The following is an 18,540-nucleotide window of genomic DNA, read 5'->3' on the forward strand; positions in this document are numbered from 1 at the left end:
ATGGCAGCACGACGCGGCAAGAGCCAGGCACGGCGCAACAGCAGCCAGGGCACACCGGGATGGGTGTGGCTGGTTGCGGGTGTGGCGATTGCGGCCGTGGTGTTTTTGGCGGCACCGAACCTGTTCAAGAACGACGGTGACGGCTTCCTGCGGGTTGGCCCGCAGCCCAACCCGAACGCCCAGCCGGCCCCGGTGAGCGACGCCGATACCGACGTGGGCACCGAACTGCCCAAGCCGGGCGCGGCGGCCAAGCCTGCCGAACCGGCCAAGCCGGCCACGCAGTACGACTTCTACACCCTGCTGCCCGGCAAGGAAGTGGAAATGTCCGATGCGGAGCTGGCGGCCAGCGCGCGTGCCGAGGACCAGCGCCGCGCCAAGGCCGAGGCGCAGCGCGCGCAGGCGGCGTTGGAAGGCCGTCCGTTGCCGCCGGCACCGGCACCTGCGCCGACCAGCACGGCGGCGACTACCTCGCCGGCAACGGTAAGCACCGCGCCGCTGCCCGCCCCGGTGGCGGAGCGCCCGGCGGCGGCTACCACTGCCACGGCCACGCCGGCGCAGACCGCAGCGGCTGCGCCGGCTGCACCGAAGCCGGCAGCTACTGCAGCGGCGACGCCTGCGGCGGCGGCTGAGCCGGCGGCCAGCAACGTGCGTTACATCCTGCAGGCCGGCGCGTTTGGCGCGTCTGGCGATGCCGAGGCGACCAAGGCCAAGCTGGCGATGATCGGTTTGGCGGCGCGGGTGGAATCGGCGCAGATCAATGGCAAGACGGTGTACCGCGTGCGCATGGGGCCGTATGGCAGCGCGGGCGAGCTGGCGGAGGCCAAGCAGAAGCTGGATGGGACGGGGCTTCAGGCGATGGCGATCAAGGCGCAGTAAGTGGCGCTGCAGGTTTTTTTAGGACGCCGGGCTTGCCCGGCGTTTTTTTGGGACGTGAAGAGCAGCCGAGCATGGCTCGGCTCTACCACCTCCGGGGAATCAACGCGCGTCCGGTAGCAGCCGAGCATGGCTCGGCTCTACCTGGTTTACGGTTGCGCTATCGTGCGCGACGGGGTGCATCTGCGCCTCTGCCCATGTCGAACAGAGGCGGTGCCGAAATGGTCGAGCCTTATCCAGCCCTGAGACCGGTTCGCGTTGAACTCTGCCTTGACGCCGTTGATTCATGCGGGCGCACGGTCATGGCGCTGAATGCATCCACGGCGCGCCCCATGGCATACGCCTTTGGTGTCGAACCCATGTGGTACGGCTTCGTCCTGAACGATCCAGCCATGCCGGTGATTGAACCTGGGGCCACGGTGACCTGCACCATCTCGTTCCTCAATCACGACGGTGCAATCGAGGCACTGCACAGCGGCGCTTCAGTTCTCTTTGGCGATGGGTCGTCCACGAAGGGTGTGATCAAGATTGTTTCTCTGGATTGATCCGCTATCGTCCGCGCATGTCTTCCCGCCCTGATCCTGCTGAACTTCCCGGCGTTGCCGGCGCTACCGGTCGCTATCGCGAATGGGCGCCGCCGGCTGCGCTGCGCGGCTGTTTCGGGCAGCTGTGGCGCAGCGATCTGCCGGTGGGCCATGGCGGTGAGGTGGCGGTGCTGCCCGATGGCTGCGTGGACATTCTCTGGCGCGATGGACGGCTGTTTGTGGTGGGGCCGGATGTGGTGGCGGCGCACCCGCAGTTGACGCCCGGTGCGCAGGTATTGGGCGCGCGGTTCCAGCCGGGTGCGGCGCGGGCGTGGCTGGGGTTGCCGCTGTCGGAGATCGTGGGGACGGCGGTGGAACTCGACGCCGTGCTGGGCGTGCGGGCGCGGCGGATGGCGGCGCGGTTGAACGCGGTGGGCGATGCCGAGGTGCGGCAGCAGGTGTTCGCGCGGGAGCTGGCCGGGGTAGCTGGCAATGGCGTTGCCGATGCCGCGGCGGCGCAGGTGTTTGCCCAGGTGCGTGCGGGGCATGGGGATCTGGCGGGTGTGTCTACGACACTACAGTTGAGCACGCGCAGCCTGCGCCGGTTGTGCCATGCGCAGTTTGGTTACGGGCCGAAGATGCTGGAGCGGATTCTGCGGCTGCAGCGGTTGCTGGCGATGGCCCGGGCGCGACCGGGGGATGGGCTGGCGGGGTTGGCGGCGGACGTGGGCTATGCCGACCAGTCGCACCTGAGCCGAGAGGTACGGGCGTTGGCGGGGATCGGGGCGGCGCAGTTGTGCGCGCAGTGGCGGAGCTGACTGGCCGTTTTGTTCAAGACGGACGCGGCCGAGGTCGCGATGCTGGGGCTTCCTTTCAACCCGAGCACAGCGATGAGCACAGCACACGGCAACGACCGCCGCATCGACAACATCGAATTCAACGTGGCCGATATCGCCCGCAGCAAGGCGTTCTATGGGGCGGTGTTCGGCTGGTCGTTCACCGATTACGGTCCGGGCTATACCGAGTTCGACGATGGCCGGTTGCGCGGTGGGTTCACCACGGACGAGCCGGTGCGCGCGGGTGGGCCGTTGGTGATTCTGTATGCCGATGACCTGGTGGCCACGCAGCAGCGGGTGGAAGCGGCCGGGGCGGACATCTGCCGGGCGGCGTTCGATTTTCCCGGCGGGCGGCGGTTTCATTTCCGTGATCCGGACGGGTATGAGTTGGCGGTGTGGACGGCCGCCTGAGGTAGAGCCGACCGTTGGTCGGCTGCCGTCAGCGGGGGGGCATGGGCCGCGCGGTATGCGCCAAGAGCAGCCGAGCATGGCTCGGCTCTACCGGGATGCCGCGCCCCGGAGGGTAGAGCCGAGCCAAGAGCAGCCGACCAACGGTCGGCTCTACCGGTTTGTTCGCGTGGCGGGGCGCCGGCCAGGGGCCGGCACCACCGGGACGATCCGCTTGGATCAGTCGCGCGCGACCTGGAAACCGGCGAACGACTGGCTCACCGGCATCAGCTCCAGGCGGTTGATGTTGAGGTGCGCCGGCAGGTTGGCCACCCAGAAGATCTGCTCGGCGATGTCCTCGGCGGTCATCGGGTTGGCGCCGGTGTAGAGGGTGTCCGAGGCGGCCTTGTTGCCGTGGGTGCGCACCAGGGTGAACTCGGTCTCGGCCATGCCCGGCTCGATGGTGGTGACGCGCACGCCGGTGCCGTGCAGGTCGGCGCGCAGGCCGAGCGAGAACTGGCTGACGAAGGCCTTGGTGCCGCCGTACGCGTTGCCGCCCGGGTACGGGTACACGCCGGCCACCGAGCTGATGTTGACGATGGCGCCCTTGCGCGCCACCAGCTGCGGCAGCAGGCGGTGGGTGAGGGTGACCAGCGCGGTGACGTTGGTGTCGATCATGGTGCGCCAGTCTTCAAGCGAGGCGCTCTGCGCCGGGGCGGTGCCCTGGGCGAGGCCGGCGTTGTTGACCAGCAGGTCGATGGCGGCGAAGTCGGCCGGCAGGGCGGCCAGCGCGGCCTCCATGGCGGCGCTGTCGCGCACGTCGAAGACGGCCGCGTGGACGCGCTCGGGACCGTAGGCGTCGACCAGCGGCTGCAGCCGTTCAGCGCGCCGGCCGGTGGCGATGACGCGCCAGCCCGCCTGGGCGAAACGATGGACGGCGGCAGCGCCAAAGCCGGAGGTGGCGCCAGTAATCAGAGCGGTACGGGTCATCGGGGTACTCCGTGGGAATCACGGGTATTTTCGCACCGATGCGGGGGGGTGTGTGCCGGGCGCAATGTGCTGCACGGGGCGGGATGGCGTAGAGCCGGGCTCTGCCCTGCTGTGCGTGGGTTGCCGGTTCGCGTGCAGCCGGGCAGAGCCCGGCTCTACGTGGGGTGCGGAGGTCTTGAGCAGCCGGGCAGAGCCCGGCTCTACGTTCGGGCGCGGGGATCTCCGGCGACCGGGCAGCGCCCGGCTCTACGCGATCTGCGATCAGCGGATGCGGAAGACGCGGGCCTTGGGCAGGTCTTCGTCCACCTGCAGGAACCAGCGCCCGGCGATGCCCGGCACGACCACGATCTCGGGGTTGCTGCGGCTGGCCTTGAGCGTCATCTCGCCCTTGAGCACCTGCCACTGCTGGCCGTTGTCGAGGGTGAACACGGTGCCCGGGGCCCAGCCGTCCACCTGGCCGGTGACCCTGGCCTTGATCGGGCCGTCGTCCAGCCCGGGAAACATCGGGGCGGGGGTGGGCGCGCCGGGCGCGGCGACCGGGGCGGCGGCCACGGGCGGGGCCGGGGTGCGGGCGTCGGCCTCACTCAGCAGGCAGTTGAGGGCTTGCAACTGGGCCGGGGTGAGCCCCACCTGAGCCAGTGCCTGCGGGTCCACGCGCTGTTCGATCGCCTCGTACGGCACCTGGGCGGCGGCCGCTCCGGCCAGCCACAGCATGCCCACACCCGCCACTGCCTGCCACCTGCGCATTGCCTGCTCCACTGCCTGTCGATGCCTGATGGCGGCACTGTGCTTCACTTTCATGGCAGCCAGATGACAGGGCGGCCGGTCGCGGCGGGCGGCGGGACCGGCAGGGGGTAAAATGGCCGCCAGCCGCGCAGCCGCGCCGGCGGTATTGGACGTCCCATGATCAACAACGATGTACTACGCAGCATCCGCTACATGCTCGACCTCAGCGACGGCATGATCGCCGACACCTGTGCCCTGGCCGACCCGGCCTTCGTGATCGACAAGGCCGACGTGGCCGGTTGGCTGCGCAAGGAAGACGAGGAAGGCTTCGTGCCGTGCGATGACCGCACCCTGGCGCACTTCCTGGATGGGCTGATCGTGCATTTCCGTGGCCGCGACGAGAGCCAGCCGCTGCGCCCGGTGGAAAAGCGCATCACCAACAACCTGGTGCTGAAGAAGCTGCGCGTGGCGTTCCAGTTGAAGGACGTGGACATGCACGAGATCTTCGACAACGCCGGTTTCCCGGTGTCCAAGCCGGAGCTGTCGGCGCTGTTCCGCCAGCCGGACCACAAGAACTACCGTGCCTGCGGCGACCAGCTGCTGCGCAACTTCCTGAAGGGCCTCACCCTGCGCGTGCGCGCTGCCTGAGCCCCCCGCTGGCGCGTGGCTCCGCCTGCGGGGCCACGTGCTGCAGCAGTTCCTGCATGAAGGCCCGCGCCGCCGGCGTGGGCAGTTTCGACCAGACCGCATGCACGCGCCGCACCGGTGCATCCTGGATGGCCACACAGGCCACGCCGGTGAAACCGGCGGCGATGGCCACCGGCACGATGCCCACCGCCAGCCCCTGCTGGACGAAGCGCTCGATGAGCGACATGTGGTTGATCTCGAACGGCACCCGATGCGGTAGCCCGGCAGCGGCGAAGGCCTCGTCGGTCTGGCGGCGCGCGCCGCTGCCATATTGGAAATCCACCAGCGGCAGCTCGGCCAGGGTGGCCAGCGACAGGCGCTTGCGGCTGGCCAGCGGGTGGCTGGGCGGCAGCACGGCCACCATCGATTCTTCGGCGAGCAGGCGGTGGCAGGCGCCGTCGATGGCGGTACCGGGCGACAGGCCTACCAGCGCGACGTCCACGCGGCGCTCGCGCACGTCTTCCATCAGCACTTCGCTCTTGTCCATGCGCAGGCGGAATTCCACCTGCGGGTAGCGGGTGTGGAAGGCGGCCAGGCAGGCGACCAGGTCCACGGCGGTGAGCGAGGTGATCTGGCCGATGGTCAGCGTGCCGCGCACCTGGCCGGCGACGGCGGCGACGTCTTCGCGCAGGTGGCGCAGCGCATCGAGCACCTGGCGCGCGTGGGCAAGCACGATCTCGCCGGCCGGGGTGACCCGTACCTGCCGCGGCAGGCGTTCGAACAGGGTGGCCTGCAGTTCTTCTTCGAGGTGGGCGATCTGGTGGCTGAGCGCGGACTGCACGACGTGGCAGCGCGCGGCGGCGCGGGTGAAGTTGCGCTCCTCGGCCAGGGCCACGCAGAACTCGAGCTGTTTGAGGTTCACGCCGGCATCTCCATTACCCATCTATTTTCCAGATGCGTTGGATGATAACTATTCATTTCCATCATCGCGACGGGAGGCGGACACTGGCGTCCCCCTGACACCTGGAAGCCGTATGACCGCCGATGTCCACACCCCCTTGAGCCGCTGGCAGGTGCTGTTGATGGCCTTTGCCACCGGCGTGGCGGTGGCCAGCAATTACTACGCGCAGCCGCTGCTGCACACCATCGCCGGCGAGTTCGGGGTGTCGTTCGGGCGCGCGGGCACGCTGGTGACGGCGGCGCAGTTGAGCTACGGCGTGGGCGTGGTGCTGCTGGTGCCGCTGGGCGACATGTTCGAGCGGCGGCGGTTGATCGTGGTGATGTCGCTGTTGTCGGCTTCCGGGCTCGTGGTGAGCGCGCTGAGCCATCAGTTCGCGTGGCTGCTGGTGGGCACGGCGATCACCGGGTTGTTCTCGGTGGTGGCGCAGGTGCTGGTGCCGTTCGCGGCGACGCTGGCGCGGCCGGAAGAGCGTGGCCGGGTGGTCGGCACGGTGATGAGCGGGCTGCTGCTGGGCATCCTGCTGGCGCGGACGGTGGCCGGTGCGTTGTCGTCGCTGGGCGACTGGCGCTGGGTGTACTGGATGGCGGCGGGCACGCTGGTGCTGACGACGTGGGTGCTGTATCGCACGTTGCCGCGCTTCCATCAGCATGCGGGGCTGGGTTACGGGGCGTTGCTGCGCTCGATCGGGACGCTGTTCGCGCAGGAGCCGGTGTTCCGGTTGCGCACGCTGCTGGGCGCGTTGAGCTTTGCGATGTTCGCGATGTTCTGGACGCCGCTGGCGTTCCTGCTGGCGGGCGCACCGTACCACTACAGCGACGCGACGATCGGGCTGTTCGGGCTGGTAGGCGCGGCGGGCACGTTGGCGGCGGGGTTGGCGGGACGAATGGCGGACCGCGGCAAGGCGGCGCTGGCGACGACGCTGGCGCTGGTGCTGCTGGCGGCATCGTGGCTGCCGCTGGGCTTTTCCACGCAGTCGCTGGTGGCGCTGGTGGTAGGCGTGCTGGTGCTGGACCTGGCGGCGCAGCTGCTGCACGTGAGCAATCAGAACGTGGTGTTCGCGCTGCGCCCGGAGGCGCGCAACCGGCTCAATGCGGGGTACATGACCGGGTACTTCATCGGCGGTTCGGTGGGGTCGCTGGTGTCGGCGCAGGTGTATGGCGCCTACGGGTGGATCGGGGTGTGCCTGACCGGCGCCGGTGTTGCGGTAGTGGCGATGGGGGTGTGGGCGTGGGCGGTGATCGCGGAGAAGCGGAAGGCACCGTAACGCCGACCGTTGGTCGGCTGCCGCAATGCGGCGCCGTAACGCCGACCGCTGGTCGGCTGCCGCGACGTGATGCCGTAGAGCCGACCGTTGGTCGGCTGCCGCGACGTGATGCCGTAGAGCCGACCGTTGGTCGGCTGCATCTGCGCGGTGGGTAAGAGCAGCCGACCAACGGTCGGCTCTACGAGAAGCTGCCGAGCGACGGTCGGCTCTACGTGGAGCAGCCGACCAACGGTCGGCTCTACGAGAAGCTGCCGAGCAACGGTCGGCTCTACGTTAGAAGGTGGTTTGGACGGCGAACTCCACGCGGGAACCGGCGTTGCCGGGGAACAGGCGCTTGGCGGCGTTGTCGGTGTCGTGCGCGGTCAAGCGCAGTTCCCAGGGCCCGTGCACCTTCCAGATCGCGCTCAGCTGGCCATGCAGGTAATCGTCGCCCTGCGCGCTGGCCAGCCAGTAATGCCCCACCGCACCTTCCAGGCGCCACTGCTCGCCCAGCGGCAGGCGTGCGCCCAACTGGGCGTAGGTGCCGCTGTGCCCGCCGGCCAATGCATCGTCGGAGACGCCGACCTGCAGCCAGTAGCGCTGCTGCAAGGTCAGCGTGCTGTTGAGCTCGGTCCAGTCCAGGTCCACGTTGCTGGACGGATAGAGATAGCGGGTGAGGTTGACGTCCAGCGCCCAGTCCTCGCCCAATGCCCCGCCCCACCCGGCCACCACGTCGAACTCGCTGCGGGCGCCGTTGTCCGGCTGGAACGACACCCCCGACCCCCACACCGAGGCATACCAGCCGCTCTCGCTGCCGAGTTTGACGCCGGCCTGCGCGGCCGGGTCGCCGTCGCTCTGCGAGCTGCCGCGCCAGACGTAATCGGAGGTCAGCGTCGCGTTGCCCTCCACGGCGGCCGCCGCCGCACCACTCAGCATCAGGCCCAGCAGCAGCACGCTGCAGCGGCGCACGAGGCGCCCTTTGTTCTGTTCAACCACCACGGTAAGCACTCCATCGGACGGCGGCGCCGTCGAGGTGGGCAGTGTTCCCGCAGCGGCCGTAAAGCCGCCATGGCGCGGCCGGGGGATCGGCGCAAATTCCGTGTAAATCCTGCATCCACGATGCGGCGGAACCCCCGCGCTATCATGGGCCCCCTGACCTGTTGCGAGTAATGGCGTGGACGCGATCCTGACCCCGGTGTCGATTGGCGAGCTGATCGACAAGATCACCATCCTGGAAATCAAGGCCGAACGCATCGCCGACGCCGGCAAGAACGCCAACGTCCGCAAGGAACTCGATGGCCTGTGGCCGTTGTGGCAGCAGCAGCTGGCCAGCCAGCCCGGGCTGGACGCGCTCAAGGATCAGCTCAAGGCGATCAACGTGCGCATGTGGGACATCCAGGACCAGCTGCGCGACAAGGAAGCGGCGCAGGTGTTCGACGATGCGTTCATCCAGCTGGCGCGTGGCGTCTACGGCACCAACGGTGAGCGGGTGAAGGTGAAAAACGAGATCAACCGCATCGCAGGGTCTGCGCTGGTGGAAGAAAAGCAGTACCAGGGCGAGTAAACCGCCCCGCCCGCGCCGGGCTCAGTGCCCGGTGGCGGCCATGAAGCGTTCGCGGTCCTGCTGGGTGCGCCGGCGGATTTCGGCCAGGGCTTCGTTCTCGGTGGCTTCCAGCATGGATTCGAACAGGCGCTGGAAGTGGTTGCGCATGGCCAGGCGTGCGCCGGCCGGGTCGCGTGCGCGCAGCGCGTCGAGAATGGCGGTGTGTTCTTCGTCGCGGGTATCGTCGTCGTTGTGGCAGACGTTGGCGTAGACCTGCTTCACCCGCGGCAGCTCGTTGCGCATCCGCCAGATCAGCTGCACGCAGTGCTCCACCACCGGGTTGCCGGCGATCCGCGCGATGGACAGGTGGAACTGGCGGTCGGCCTCGCTGGCCGCCGCCTCGCCCGAGGTGGGGTCGACCATGGCCGCGATCAGCCCGGCCAGGGCCTCCACTTCGTCATCGGTGATGCGGCTGGCAGCCATGGCCGCCGCTTCGGCCTCGATCACCGCGCGGGCGGCGGTGAGGTCGAAGGCGGATACATCCGGCAACGCGCCGGGGGCCTGCGCCGGGCGCGCCTTCACATACACCCCCGAGCCGGTCTTGATGGTGATCAGGCCCTGTGCCTCCAGCGCGATTTCCGCCTCGCGCACGGTCACCCGGCTCACGCCCAGGCGCTCGGCCAGGTCGCGTTCGCCAGGCAGCCGCGAGCCCGGCGGGAATTCGCCCTTCTCGATCAGCGCGACGATTTCGGCGGCAATGGACTGGTAGAGACGGGGTTCGGACATCATCAAGACCTGGCTGTAACGGTGGCTGGGGACCGACACGCGACCCGCGCCCTCAGAGAGCGGCGCGGTCCTGGAAAACCGCGCCACTGACCTCAGAAGCGGTAGCGCACCCCCAGATAATAGCGCCGCCCGTAGGTGGTGTACTCGCGGAAGCTGCCCAGGATGGGCATATCCGAGACCCGCGGCTCATCGGTGAGGTTGCTGGCCGACAGCGACAGCGACAGGTGCTTGCTCACCTTGTAGGTGGCGCGGAAGTCGAGCGACCCATTGTCTCGCACGTAGCGGTTCTGCGAGGGGTCGCCGACGAACTGCTGGTAATAGTCCGAGCGGTACTTGTAGATCGCCTGCAGGTCCAGCTTGCCCAGGCCCCAGTACACCTGGGCCGAGGCCACGTGCTTGGACAGGCCGAAGATGTTGGCCGGCTCGACGATGCCCGGGGTGAATACGCCGGTGATCGGGTCGGTGGACTCGCCCAGGCGCAGGTCTTCGGTCTTGAAGTTGGAGTGGGCGTAGTTGTAGCTGGCCTTCACGCCCAGCCCGGAGAAGATGCCGGGCAGGTAGGAGAAGGTGTGCGAGCCGGTCAGCTCGAAGCCGATCAGGTCGCTCTTCTGGTCGCTGGTGGCCAGCTGCTCGACCGGCACGGTGACGCTCTGGCCGTCGATGTCGAAGGTTTCACCCACCACCACCGGCACCGAGCCGCCGTTGAACTGCTTGTAGTAGATGGCCGTGGACAGGATCGAATCGGCGTTGGCGTACCACTCCAGCGAGACGTCGGCGTTCCAGGACATCAGCGGCTTGGCGCGCGGGTTGCCGGTGGCGGTGATGTTGCCCAGCGCCTCGGCCACGCTGCGGAAGTCGGTATCGGCCTCGTCCAGGGTGAAGCTGCGGCCAAAGCCTTCTGCGGCCAGGTCGGGGCGCGACATGGCGCGGTAGGCACCCACGCGCAGCAGCAGGTCCGGGCGCAGTTCGAAGGACGCGTTGAAGCTGGGCAGCCATTCGGCGTTGCTGGACTTGAGCACCTGGCGGGTGAAATCGCCGGTGGGGGTGAGGGAGACGGTGCCATCGGGGTTGTTGGTCACGTCCAGGCCGCTGCGCAGGCCCACCGAACTGACGTCGGTGCGTACCCAGCGCACGCCGATGTTGCCGGTGACCGGCAGGCCGAACCATTCGCTGCTGTAGTCGCCCATCAGGTAGACGGCGTTGGTTTTCTCGGTGACATCGTTGTTGGCCGGGTTGCGCAGGTCGGCGCTGAGGCCGGTGTCGTCCACGCCGGTGAAGGCGTTGAACAGGCAGCGGCTGTCGAAGCTGGCCCACTGGTCGATGGTGTTGCCGCTGGCGTTGGCCAGGAAGTCCTTCTGCGGGAAGGCCTGGCGGCAGGCCCGGTTGGCCGCGCGGATGGCAGCGACATTGGTGGTGGTGATGTCGCGGGTGTCGGTGAAGTCGGTGTAGGTGGCTTCGGAATGGCGCAGACCGCCCTTGATGGCGGTGAAGAAGCCGCTTTCCGGGGTGAACGCGGCATCGAAGCGCTGCGCGCGGATGGTGTGCTCGCGGCTCTGCTGACGGCGGCGGATCAGCGACGAGTCGGTGTAGTTGTCCGGGTTGTTCACGTCGAACGCCGGGTCCAGGGTGATGCTGGGCACGTCACCGCTGTAGTCGTAGGTGTAGTCGACGTAGCGCGTGTTCTTGATGCCGCCCACCGGCCTGCCGTTGACGTCGGTGCGGCCGGCACGCAGGCGGGTGGAGCGCTCGATCTGGTCGCGCTGGGTGTTGGAGTAGGACAGGTCGGTGGACAGCGTCCAGGCCGGGGTCGGCCGGAAAATGACGTTGAGGCCGCCGCCGGTGTACTCCTCCTTGCGCTCGAGGAAGTTGCCGGTGGAATCGATGGTGGTGCTGCCGGTGTGGTGCAGCAGCGCACCATCGTCGGTGACCACGCGGTTGTTGAGGTTGCGCATCATCGACGACAACGACAGGTCCGAGCGGTCTTCGGTGTAGTCGCGCTTGGAGTGCTGGTAATCCAGATTCACTTCCCACGCGTCGCTGGGCCGCCATTGCAGCGCGGCAAACTGCGAGTCGCGCTTGTCGTGTTCGATGAACTGGCGGTAGATGCGGCTGCTGGGCACCAGGTAGTAGGGCACGCCGTTGGCGACCTGGTTGCCGTCCACGGTGGTGCAGTTACGGGTGGCGCCGACCACTTCGCGGCCATCGCAGGCCACCCAGGTGGAGCTGCTGGAGAACATTTCCTCCGGGTTGCTGCCTTCCAGCGCCTGCACGCCCACGGAGACGCCGAGCTTGCCGGCGCCGCCCATGTCGAACTGGTCGATGTAACTGGCGGTACCGCGCCAGCCCACGCCGTCCTTGTCCTTGAGGCGGTTGTCGTAATCCTGCCAGGTGCCGCGACCGTCCAGCTGGATGGTGCGCTTGCCGTACTCGAGCGGCTTGACGGTCTCCATGTTGACCGTGCCGGCGACGCCGCCTTCGACGAAGTCGGCGCGCTGGGTCTTGTAGATGGCCACGGTGTTGATCAGTTCGGACGGGAACTGGTTGAAGTTCACCGAGCGGTCGCCGCTGCCGTTGGTGGCTTCGCGGCCATTGAAGGTGGACGAACCGAGGAACGGGCCGAGGCCGCGGATCGAGATCTCCGACGCACCGCCCTTCTCGCGATGGGTGGAGGCGCCGGTGATGGTCTCGATGGCTTCACCGATGGACAGCGCCGGCAGGTCGCCGATGTCATCGGCGGCAAGCACGTCGGAGATGACGGTCTCCTCGCGCTTCTTGTCGATCGAGGTCTGGATGGTGCCGCGCACGCCGGTCACCTGGACCTGGTCCAGGGTGGTGGGCGGTGCGGGCGGTGACTCGGCATCCTGTGCGTGTACCAGCGGCACGGCCGCAGTGACGGACAGGGCATACAACAGCGCGCCATGCAGCGCGGTGCGGCGAAGGCCTCGTGGCGAGGCCGTACGGCGGTCATGCAACATCGTGATCTCCCTCCCAGGATGGATCGTCCGATTACACGGATTCGATCCGGAAGATTCACGGTTACTGGACCAATGTCAATGAATTGGTACTAAAGTCTACCCCTGTGATCCGCCTAGACCACTTTGCGACAAATTAATGTGCAGATGCAGCAGAGATATGCGCAAGTGGCGAACCACATGCACCTAAAGTGGTATGCGATTGTGGTTGACGCGCGCATTGCCGGACCTGTTACGATCCGGGCTCGCGTTCGATGCCACGGTCGATCTGGGAGGGTAAGCCGATGACTCTGCAACATTCTCAAGCGCCACGTGCGCTGCGCCCGCTGCTGACCGCCCTGGCGTTGGCCCTTGCGGCCGGCGCATTGCCCGCCTTCGCGGCCGACCATCTGGTCCACGACGCCGCCGGGTATGCCGCAGCGACCAAAGCGCTGCAGCCGGGCGATACGGTCATCCTCGCCGACGGCGTATGGCGCGACATCGACCTTCTGCTGCGCGGCACCGGTAAAATTGGTCAACCAATTAAGCTGACGGCCCAGACCCCGGGCAAGGTGATCCTCAGCGGGCAGTCGCAGTTGCGCCTGGCCGGGTCCTACCTGGAGGTATCCAACCTCGTCTTCCGCGATGGCTGGGCACCCGGCAGCGAAGTGGTGTCCTTCCGGGCCTCGTCCAAGGAATGGGCCACCCACAGCCGGGTGACCGGGGTGGTGATCGATGGCTACAACAAACCGGACCGCCAGCAGTCGGACAACTGGGTGGGGATGTACGGCCAGGACAACCGCTTCGACCACAACCAGCTGGTGGGCAAGACCAACGCCGGCACCACCCTGGTGGTGGTACGCAACACCACCAGCGGGCTGGACAACCGCCACCGCATCGACCACAACTGGTTTGGCCCGCGCCCCAACCTGGGCAGCAACGGCGGCGAGACCATCCGCGTGGGCACCAGCACCGACTCGCAGTCCGATTCGAATACGGTGGTGGAGAACAACTGGTTCGAGCAGTGCGATGGCGAAGTGGAGATCGTGTCCAACAAATCCGGCGGCAACCTGTATCGCGGCAACGTGTTCTTCGAATCGCGCGGCTCGATGGTGCTGCGCCACGGCCACGGCAACGTGGTCGAGCGCAATGTGTTCCTCGGCAACAACAAGGCCCATACCGGCGGCGTGCGGGTGATCAACCGCCACCAGATCGTGCGCGACAACTACTTCGAGAACATCGCCGGCGACAACTTCGCCGCCGCGCTGGCAGTGATGGCCGGCACCCGCGATGCGCCGTTGAACCGCTATGAGCAGGTGGACGATGCGCTGATCGAGCGCAACAGCTTCGTCGGCGTGCGCCAGGTGTTCCTCGGCGCCGGCCTGGACGACGAGCGCAACGCCATGCCGGTCAACAGCCGGATGCGCGGCAACCTGTTCATCGGCGATGGCAGTCGCGAGTTGCTGCGCAGCCAGGGCGACCTGGCCGGCATCGCCTTCAGCGGCAACGTGCAGAGCCCCAGCGTGTCGCCCGGCTTCCCTGCGGGAGTGAGCGCGCGGAAGGTGACCCTGCAGCGCGCGGCCAACGGCCTGCAGTACCCGGTGGACACCATCACCGCCGGTGCGCCGCGCGACCTCGCGCCGATCGCGCGCGAGCAGGTGGGCGTGGGCTGGTATCCCAAGGCGCTGACCCGTACCACGCTGGACAGTGGCGCCACCCGCAAGGTGGCGCCGGGTGAGGACACCCTCGCCCGCGCCATGGCCAGCAGCGCGCCGGGTGACCAGTTGCAGTTGCAGCGCGGCCAGTACCGCATCGACCAGGTGGTGAACGTGGACCACCCGGTCAGCGTGATCGGCCCGCGCCGTGGCCGCGCCAGCCTGCAGTTCTCGCGCCCCACCCTGTTCGAGATCCGCGCCGGCGGTTCGCTCAAGCTGGCCCGGCTGGATATCGACGGCGCCCTGGCGCCGGATGCGGCCGGCAACGCCGTGGTGCGGATCGCCCCGGGCAGCCAGGCCTTCAACTACACCCTGCTGATCGAAGACAGCCACATCCACGGGCTCACCAGCAACAAGGCCTTCGATGTAGTCAATGCCGGCAAGGGCAGCCTGGCCGCGCGCATCGGCATGACCAACACCACGGTGGAGGACATCAGCGGCAGCGTGATTGCCGCCGCTGCCGAGACCGACGACCTGGGCACTTACAACGCCGAGCAGGTGGACATTGTTGCGTCGACGTTCCGCAACATCGCCGGGCCGCTGTTGAACCTGTACCGCGGTGGCACCGATGAAAGCACCTTCGGCCCGACGCTGCGGGTGCATGCCAACCAGCTCGACAACGTGGGCGTGGCCGCCGACACCAGCCTGCGCCTGCACGGCGTGCAGACCGCCACGCTGACCGACAACCAGTTCCTCCGCAGCGGACGCGTGCGCTTCAGCCACCGCGTCGGCGAGCCCCGCCTGGCCGCGCACGGCAACGTGCTCGACGCCACCGCGGCGATGCAGTCCGATACTCCAGCCGAGACCCTGCCATGACGCGTTCCACGCCCCTGATGCTGCTGCTGGCGGCCTCCTTCAGCGCTGCCGCGCTGCCCGCCGTTGCCGCTGCACCTGCCGGCAGCCAACAACCGGCGGCCGCTGCCAGCGCCCCGGTCCTGGTCACCGCCGCGCAGTGGCAGCAGATGCGCAGCGATGGCAGCAGGTACCCGGTGTTTGCCAAGGAGCAGCAGCGCGCCGAGCGCCTGGTGCGCGGCATGATCAAGGCCGGCATCGACGTGCCGGTGCCCAAGGACAAGGGCGGCGGCTACACCCACGAGCAGCACAAGCGCAATTACCAGGCCATCCAGGCGGCCGGCGCGCTGTACCGGCTGACCGGTGACAAGGTGTATGCCGACTACGCGCGCGACCTGCTGGTCGGCTACGCCAAGCTGTACCCCGGGCTGGGCGCGCACCCGCAGGGCCGCGGCCAGATCCCCGGCCGGCTGTTCTGGCAGACCCTCAACGACTCGGTGTGGCTGGTGAGCGCGGTGCAGGGCTATGACGCGATCCGCGACAGCCTCAGCGCGGCAGACCGCAAGACCATCGACGACGGCGTGTTCCGGCCGATGGCCGACTTCCTCAGCGGTACGCCGGAAAACTTCGACAAGATCCACAACCACGCCACCTGGGCGGTGGCGGCGGTGGGCATGACCGGCTACGTGCTGCGCGACCCGACTTACGTGGACAAGGCCTTGAACGGCAGCAGGCGCGATGGCAGCGCCGGCTTCCTCAAGCAGGTGGACCAGCTGTTCTCGCCGGACGGCTATTACGAGGAAGGCCCCTATTACCAGCGCTATGCGCTGGCACCGTTCATCCTGTTCGCCAATGCGGTCCAGCGCAACGAACCGCAGCGCGGCATCTTCACGCGCCGCGACGGGGTGTTGCTGAAGGCGGTCGATTCGCTGGTGCAGAGCAGCTACGGCGGGTACTTCTTCCCGATCAACGACGCCATCCTGGACAAGGGCCTGGACACCGAGGAACTGGTGGCCGGCATCGACATCGCCTACGCGCAGACCAGCGACGCGCGGCTGCTATCGGTGGCCAAGGCGCAGAAGCGCGTGCTGCTGTCGCCCGAGGGCCTGCAGGTGGCCCAGGCGCTGGCACAGGACAAGGCCAAGCCGTTCGCCTTCGTGCCCACCCTGCTGCGCGATGGCCCGGACGGCACCGAAGGTGCGCTGGCGATCCTGCGCATGGGCGGTGAAAACGGCCAGGCACTGGTGATGAAAAACACCAAGCAGGGCATGGGCCACGGTCACTTCGACAAGCTCAACTGGCTGTTCTACGACAACGGCCAGCGCGTGGTCACCGATTACGGCGCCGCGCGCTTCCTCAATATCGAAGCCAAGTCCGGCGGCATCTACCTGCCGGAGAACAACAGCTGGGCGCGGCAGACGCTTGCCCACAACACGCTGGTGGTGAACGAGCAGAGCCACTTCGGCGGCGACTGGAAGAAGGGCCAGGCGCTGGCACCGACGCCGCTGCTGTTCGCCGCGGGCGACGACACCCAGATCGCTTCGGCGCGCATGGACGGCGCCTACGACGGAGTGAGCTTCACCCGTACCCAGGTGCTGCTGGCCCACCCCGCGTTGACCGAACCGGTGGTGCTGGACCTGCTGCGGGTCAACGGCAGCAAGGCGGCGCGCTACGACCTGCCGCTGCACTTCAACGGCCACATCATGGACGTGGGCTTCAAGGCGCAGTCGGCGGTGGCCGCGCGGCCGGTGCTGGGCAAGGCCAACGGCTACCAGCACGTGTGGATCGACGCGGCCAGCGAACCCACCAGCGAGGCGCGCAGCCTGACCTGGCTGCTGGACGGGCGCTTCTATACGTACCGCTTCGCCAGCACCGCCCCCTCGCGTGCGTTGCTCGGCGAGAGCGGCGCAAATGATCCGTCGTTCAACCTGCGCCGCGAGCCGATGTTGCTGCAGCGCGTGGATGGCCAGGGCGCCACCACCTTCTATGGCGTGCTGGAGCCGCATGGCCAGTACGACGGCACCGCCGAGACCGTGCGCGGCGCCAACAGCCGCATCGATGCCATCCGCCATTACCGCGGCAAGGATGCCGATGTGCTGGTGCTGGCGCTGGCCGGCGGCAGGCAGGTGGCGGTGGGCATTGCCGATGAACCGAACAGGCCCGGCAGCCATGAGGTCAGTGGCGGTGGCCACAGCTGGCGCTGGGACGGCGGTTGGAAGCGCTTCGATACCGGCAGCGGCAAGGACGGCAAATGAAGGTCACCACCCAGGCCCGCACCTACGTCCGTTGGCTGATCGTGGCGCTGATCGCCATCGCCACGGTCATCAACTACATCGACCGCAACGCACTGGCGGTGATGTGGCCGCAGATTTCCAAGGATGTGGGCGCGACCAAGGAAGACTACGCGCTGCTGGTCACCGTGTTCATGCTGTTCTACGCCGCCGGGCAGTTCGTGTTCGGCCGGTTGTTCGACATCATCGGCACGCGGCTGGGCTTCGCCCTGTCGATCGCGGTGTGGTCGATCTCCATCGCGCTGCATTCGGTCACCCACTCCATCCTGTCCTTCAGCCTGGTCCGGGCGATGCTCGGCATCAGCGAGGCCGGTGCATGGCCGGGGGCGGTAAAGGCCAACGCCGAGTGGTTCCCCGCCCGCGAACGGGCGCTGGCACAGGGCGTGTTCAATGCGGGCGCGTCGATCGGCGCGATCGTGTCGGCGCCGTTGATCGCGGTGCTGTTCCTCTGGCTGGGCTGGCGCGGCACGTTCATCCTGATCGGTGCGATCGGCTTCATCTGGCTGCTGCCGTGGCTGATCATCTACCGCGCGGGCCCGGACAAGCACCCCTGGGTGAGCGCGGCCGAGCGCGCGTTGATCCTGGATGCACCGAGCGAGCAGCCAGCCACGCCCAGGGCCGAATACGTGCCCAGCATGCGCCAGCTGCTGGGCCATCGGCAGACCTGGGGCATCCTGATTTCGCGGTTCTTCCTGGACCCGATCTGGTGGCTGTTCGTGTCCTGGTTGCCGCTCTACCTGGCCGACACGTTCGGCTTTGACATCAAGCAGATCGGCATCTTCGCCTGGGTGCCCTACGTGGGCGCGATGATCGGCAGCCTCGGCGGCGGCTGGTTGTCCGGGCGCCTGATCGGGGCCGGCTGGAGCGTGGACAAGGCGCGCAAGGTGGTGATCACCCTGGGCGGGGCGATCATGGCCCCGGCCCTGCTCGGCGCGGTGCTGGCCACCGACCCGGTGTGGGCCGTGGTCACCATTGCCTTCGTGCTGTTCGGCTTCCAGATCGCCATCGGCAACATCCAGACCCTGCCGGGCGACATCTTCAGCGGCAAGTCGGTGGGCTCGGTGGCCGGCCTGGGCGGCATGGCCGCGGTGGCCGGCACGCTGATCACCACCTGGCTGGTGCCGGCGATGACCCATGACTCCTATGCACCGATCTTCATCCTCGTGGCCGCGCTGGTGCCGGCCTCGTTGCTGGCGCTGTGGCTGGTGACCGGCCGCGTCGAAAAACTCGACGGCCCGGCCCGGCCGCGCTGAGCCCATCTCATTCCTTTTCCCCCAACGCACTACTGGAGCATT

The 18,540-nt window shown here is 67.9% G+C and carries 16 protein-coding genes; 10 read left to right on the plus strand and 6 right to left on the minus strand.

The genetic code is table 11. The features are described 5' to 3' along the window. The 4 genes from M2421_RS10515 to M2421_RS10530 all read left to right on the plus strand — a co-directional run bounded on the left by M2421_RS10515 (position 1) and on the right by M2421_RS10530 (position 2,644). Positions 1 to 876: an SPOR domain-containing protein gene (locus tag M2421_RS10515; RefSeq protein WP_259206569.1), complete on the plus strand. Its 876-nt coding sequence runs from the start codon at positions 1 to 3 to the stop codon at positions 874 to 876. A 218-nt stretch (positions 877 to 1,094) separates the two neighbouring features. After that, a complete protein-coding gene (locus tag M2421_RS10520) occupies positions 1,095 to 1,418 on the plus strand; it encodes a hypothetical protein (protein WP_259206570.1) in 324 nt (107 codons plus the stop codon). Then, a complete protein-coding gene (locus tag M2421_RS10525) occupies positions 1,415 to 2,215 on the plus strand; it encodes a helix-turn-helix domain-containing protein (protein WP_259206571.1) in 801 nt (266 codons plus the stop codon). Before M2421_RS10520 ends, M2421_RS10525 begins: the two co-directional genes overlap by 4 nt. Before the next feature lie 72 nt (positions 2,216 to 2,287). After that, positions 2,288 to 2,644 carry a VOC family protein gene (locus tag M2421_RS10530; RefSeq protein ID WP_259206573.1) on the plus strand — a complete coding sequence of 119 codons (357 nt, stop codon included), beginning with the start codon at positions 2,288 to 2,290 and terminating at the stop codon, positions 2,642 to 2,644. Positions 2,645 to 2,860: 216 nt separating this feature from the next. Here the strand turns inward: M2421_RS10530 and M2421_RS10535 are convergent, their stop codons facing one another. Next, on the minus strand, positions 2,861 to 3,610 hold the full coding sequence (locus M2421_RS10535; protein ID WP_259206575.1) for an SDR family NAD(P)-dependent oxidoreductase: 750 nt from the start codon (positions 3,608 to 3,610) through the stop codon (positions 2,861 to 2,863). 261 nt (positions 3,611 to 3,871) lie between these two features. Then, a complete protein-coding gene (locus tag M2421_RS10540) occupies positions 3,872 to 4,357 on the minus strand; it encodes a hypothetical protein (RefSeq protein ID WP_259206577.1) in 486 nt (161 codons plus the stop codon). A gap of 156 nt (positions 4,358 to 4,513) precedes the next feature. Between M2421_RS10540 and M2421_RS10545 the strand changes: the two genes are divergently transcribed. Further along, the gene (locus tag M2421_RS10545) at positions 4,514 to 4,984 is read left to right on the plus strand and encodes a DUF1456 family protein (RefSeq protein WP_256777010.1); all 471 of its coding nucleotides are present in this window, start codon (positions 4,514 to 4,516) and stop codon (positions 4,982 to 4,984) included. Here the strand turns inward: M2421_RS10545 and M2421_RS10550 are convergent. Further along, positions 4,959 to 5,885, minus strand: coding sequence for a LysR family transcriptional regulator (locus M2421_RS10550; RefSeq protein WP_259206579.1), 927 nt, complete (start codon positions 5,883 to 5,885; stop codon positions 4,959 to 4,961). The two genes, M2421_RS10545 and M2421_RS10550, sit on opposite strands and share 26 nt — an antisense overlap. A 112-nt stretch (positions 5,886 to 5,997) precedes the next feature. Here M2421_RS10550 and M2421_RS10555 point away from each other — a divergent pair, with 112 nt between their 5' ends. Continuing rightward, positions 5,998 to 7,188 (plus strand): MFS transporter, encoded by a 1,191-nt coding sequence (locus M2421_RS10555; RefSeq protein WP_259206580.1) that lies wholly within the window; start codon positions 5,998 to 6,000, stop codon positions 7,186 to 7,188. Positions 7,189 to 7,461: 273 nt separating this feature from the next. On the opposite strand, the gene M2421_RS10560 is transcribed toward M2421_RS10555, so the two are convergent. After that, positions 7,462 to 8,103: a TorF family putative porin gene (locus M2421_RS10560; protein ID WP_259206925.1), complete on the minus strand. Its 642-nt coding sequence runs from the start codon at positions 8,101 to 8,103 to the stop codon at positions 7,462 to 7,464. A gap of 238 nt (positions 8,104 to 8,341) precedes the next feature. Here M2421_RS10560 and M2421_RS10565 point away from each other — a divergent pair, with 238 nt between their 5' ends. Next, a complete protein-coding gene (locus tag M2421_RS10565; protein ID WP_259206581.1) occupies positions 8,342 to 8,731 on the plus strand; it encodes a DUF6165 family protein in 390 nt (129 codons plus the stop codon). A gap of 21 nt (positions 8,732 to 8,752) precedes the next feature. Here the strand turns inward: M2421_RS10565 and M2421_RS10570 are convergent, their stop codons facing one another. Both M2421_RS10570 and M2421_RS10575 read right to left on the minus strand, forming a co-directional pair. After that, positions 8,753 to 9,496, minus strand: coding sequence for a FadR/GntR family transcriptional regulator (locus tag M2421_RS10570; protein ID WP_259206582.1), 744 nt, complete (start codon positions 9,494 to 9,496; stop codon positions 8,753 to 8,755). Between the two features lie 92 nt (positions 9,497 to 9,588). Then, positions 9,589 to 12,471 (minus strand): TonB-dependent receptor, encoded by a 2,883-nt coding sequence (locus M2421_RS10575; RefSeq protein WP_259206583.1) that lies wholly within the window; start codon positions 12,469 to 12,471, stop codon positions 9,589 to 9,591. A gap of 281 nt (positions 12,472 to 12,752) precedes the next feature. Here M2421_RS10575 and M2421_RS10580 point away from each other — a divergent pair, with 281 nt between their 5' ends. Genes M2421_RS10580 through M2421_RS10590 form a run of 3 tightly spaced genes read left to right on the plus strand, consistent with a single transcriptional unit; the run spans position 12,753 to position 18,498 of the window. Continuing rightward, positions 12,753 to 14,978, plus strand: coding sequence for a polysaccharide lyase 6 family protein (locus M2421_RS10580; RefSeq protein WP_259206585.1), 2,226 nt, complete (start codon positions 12,753 to 12,755; stop codon positions 14,976 to 14,978). Beyond that, entirely contained in the window at positions 14,975 to 17,209 is a 2,235-nt protein-coding gene (locus tag M2421_RS10585; RefSeq protein ID WP_259206586.1) for an oligoalginate lyase, read from the plus strand. Before M2421_RS10580 ends, M2421_RS10585 begins: the two co-directional genes overlap by 4 nt. Then, positions 17,206 to 18,498, plus strand: a complete 1,293-nt coding sequence (locus M2421_RS10590; RefSeq protein ID WP_259206587.1) for an MFS transporter — start codon at positions 17,206 to 17,208, stop codon at positions 18,496 to 18,498. Before M2421_RS10585 ends, M2421_RS10590 begins: the two co-directional genes overlap by 4 nt. The last annotated feature ends 42 nt before the right edge of the window (positions 18,499 to 18,540 follow it).

Origin of the sequence: Stenotrophomonas sp. BIGb0135 (assembly GCF_024810105.1) — a bacterium.
GTDB classification, from domain to species: Bacteria; Pseudomonadota; Gammaproteobacteria; order Xanthomonadales; family Xanthomonadaceae; genus Stenotrophomonas; species Stenotrophomonas maltophilia_AB.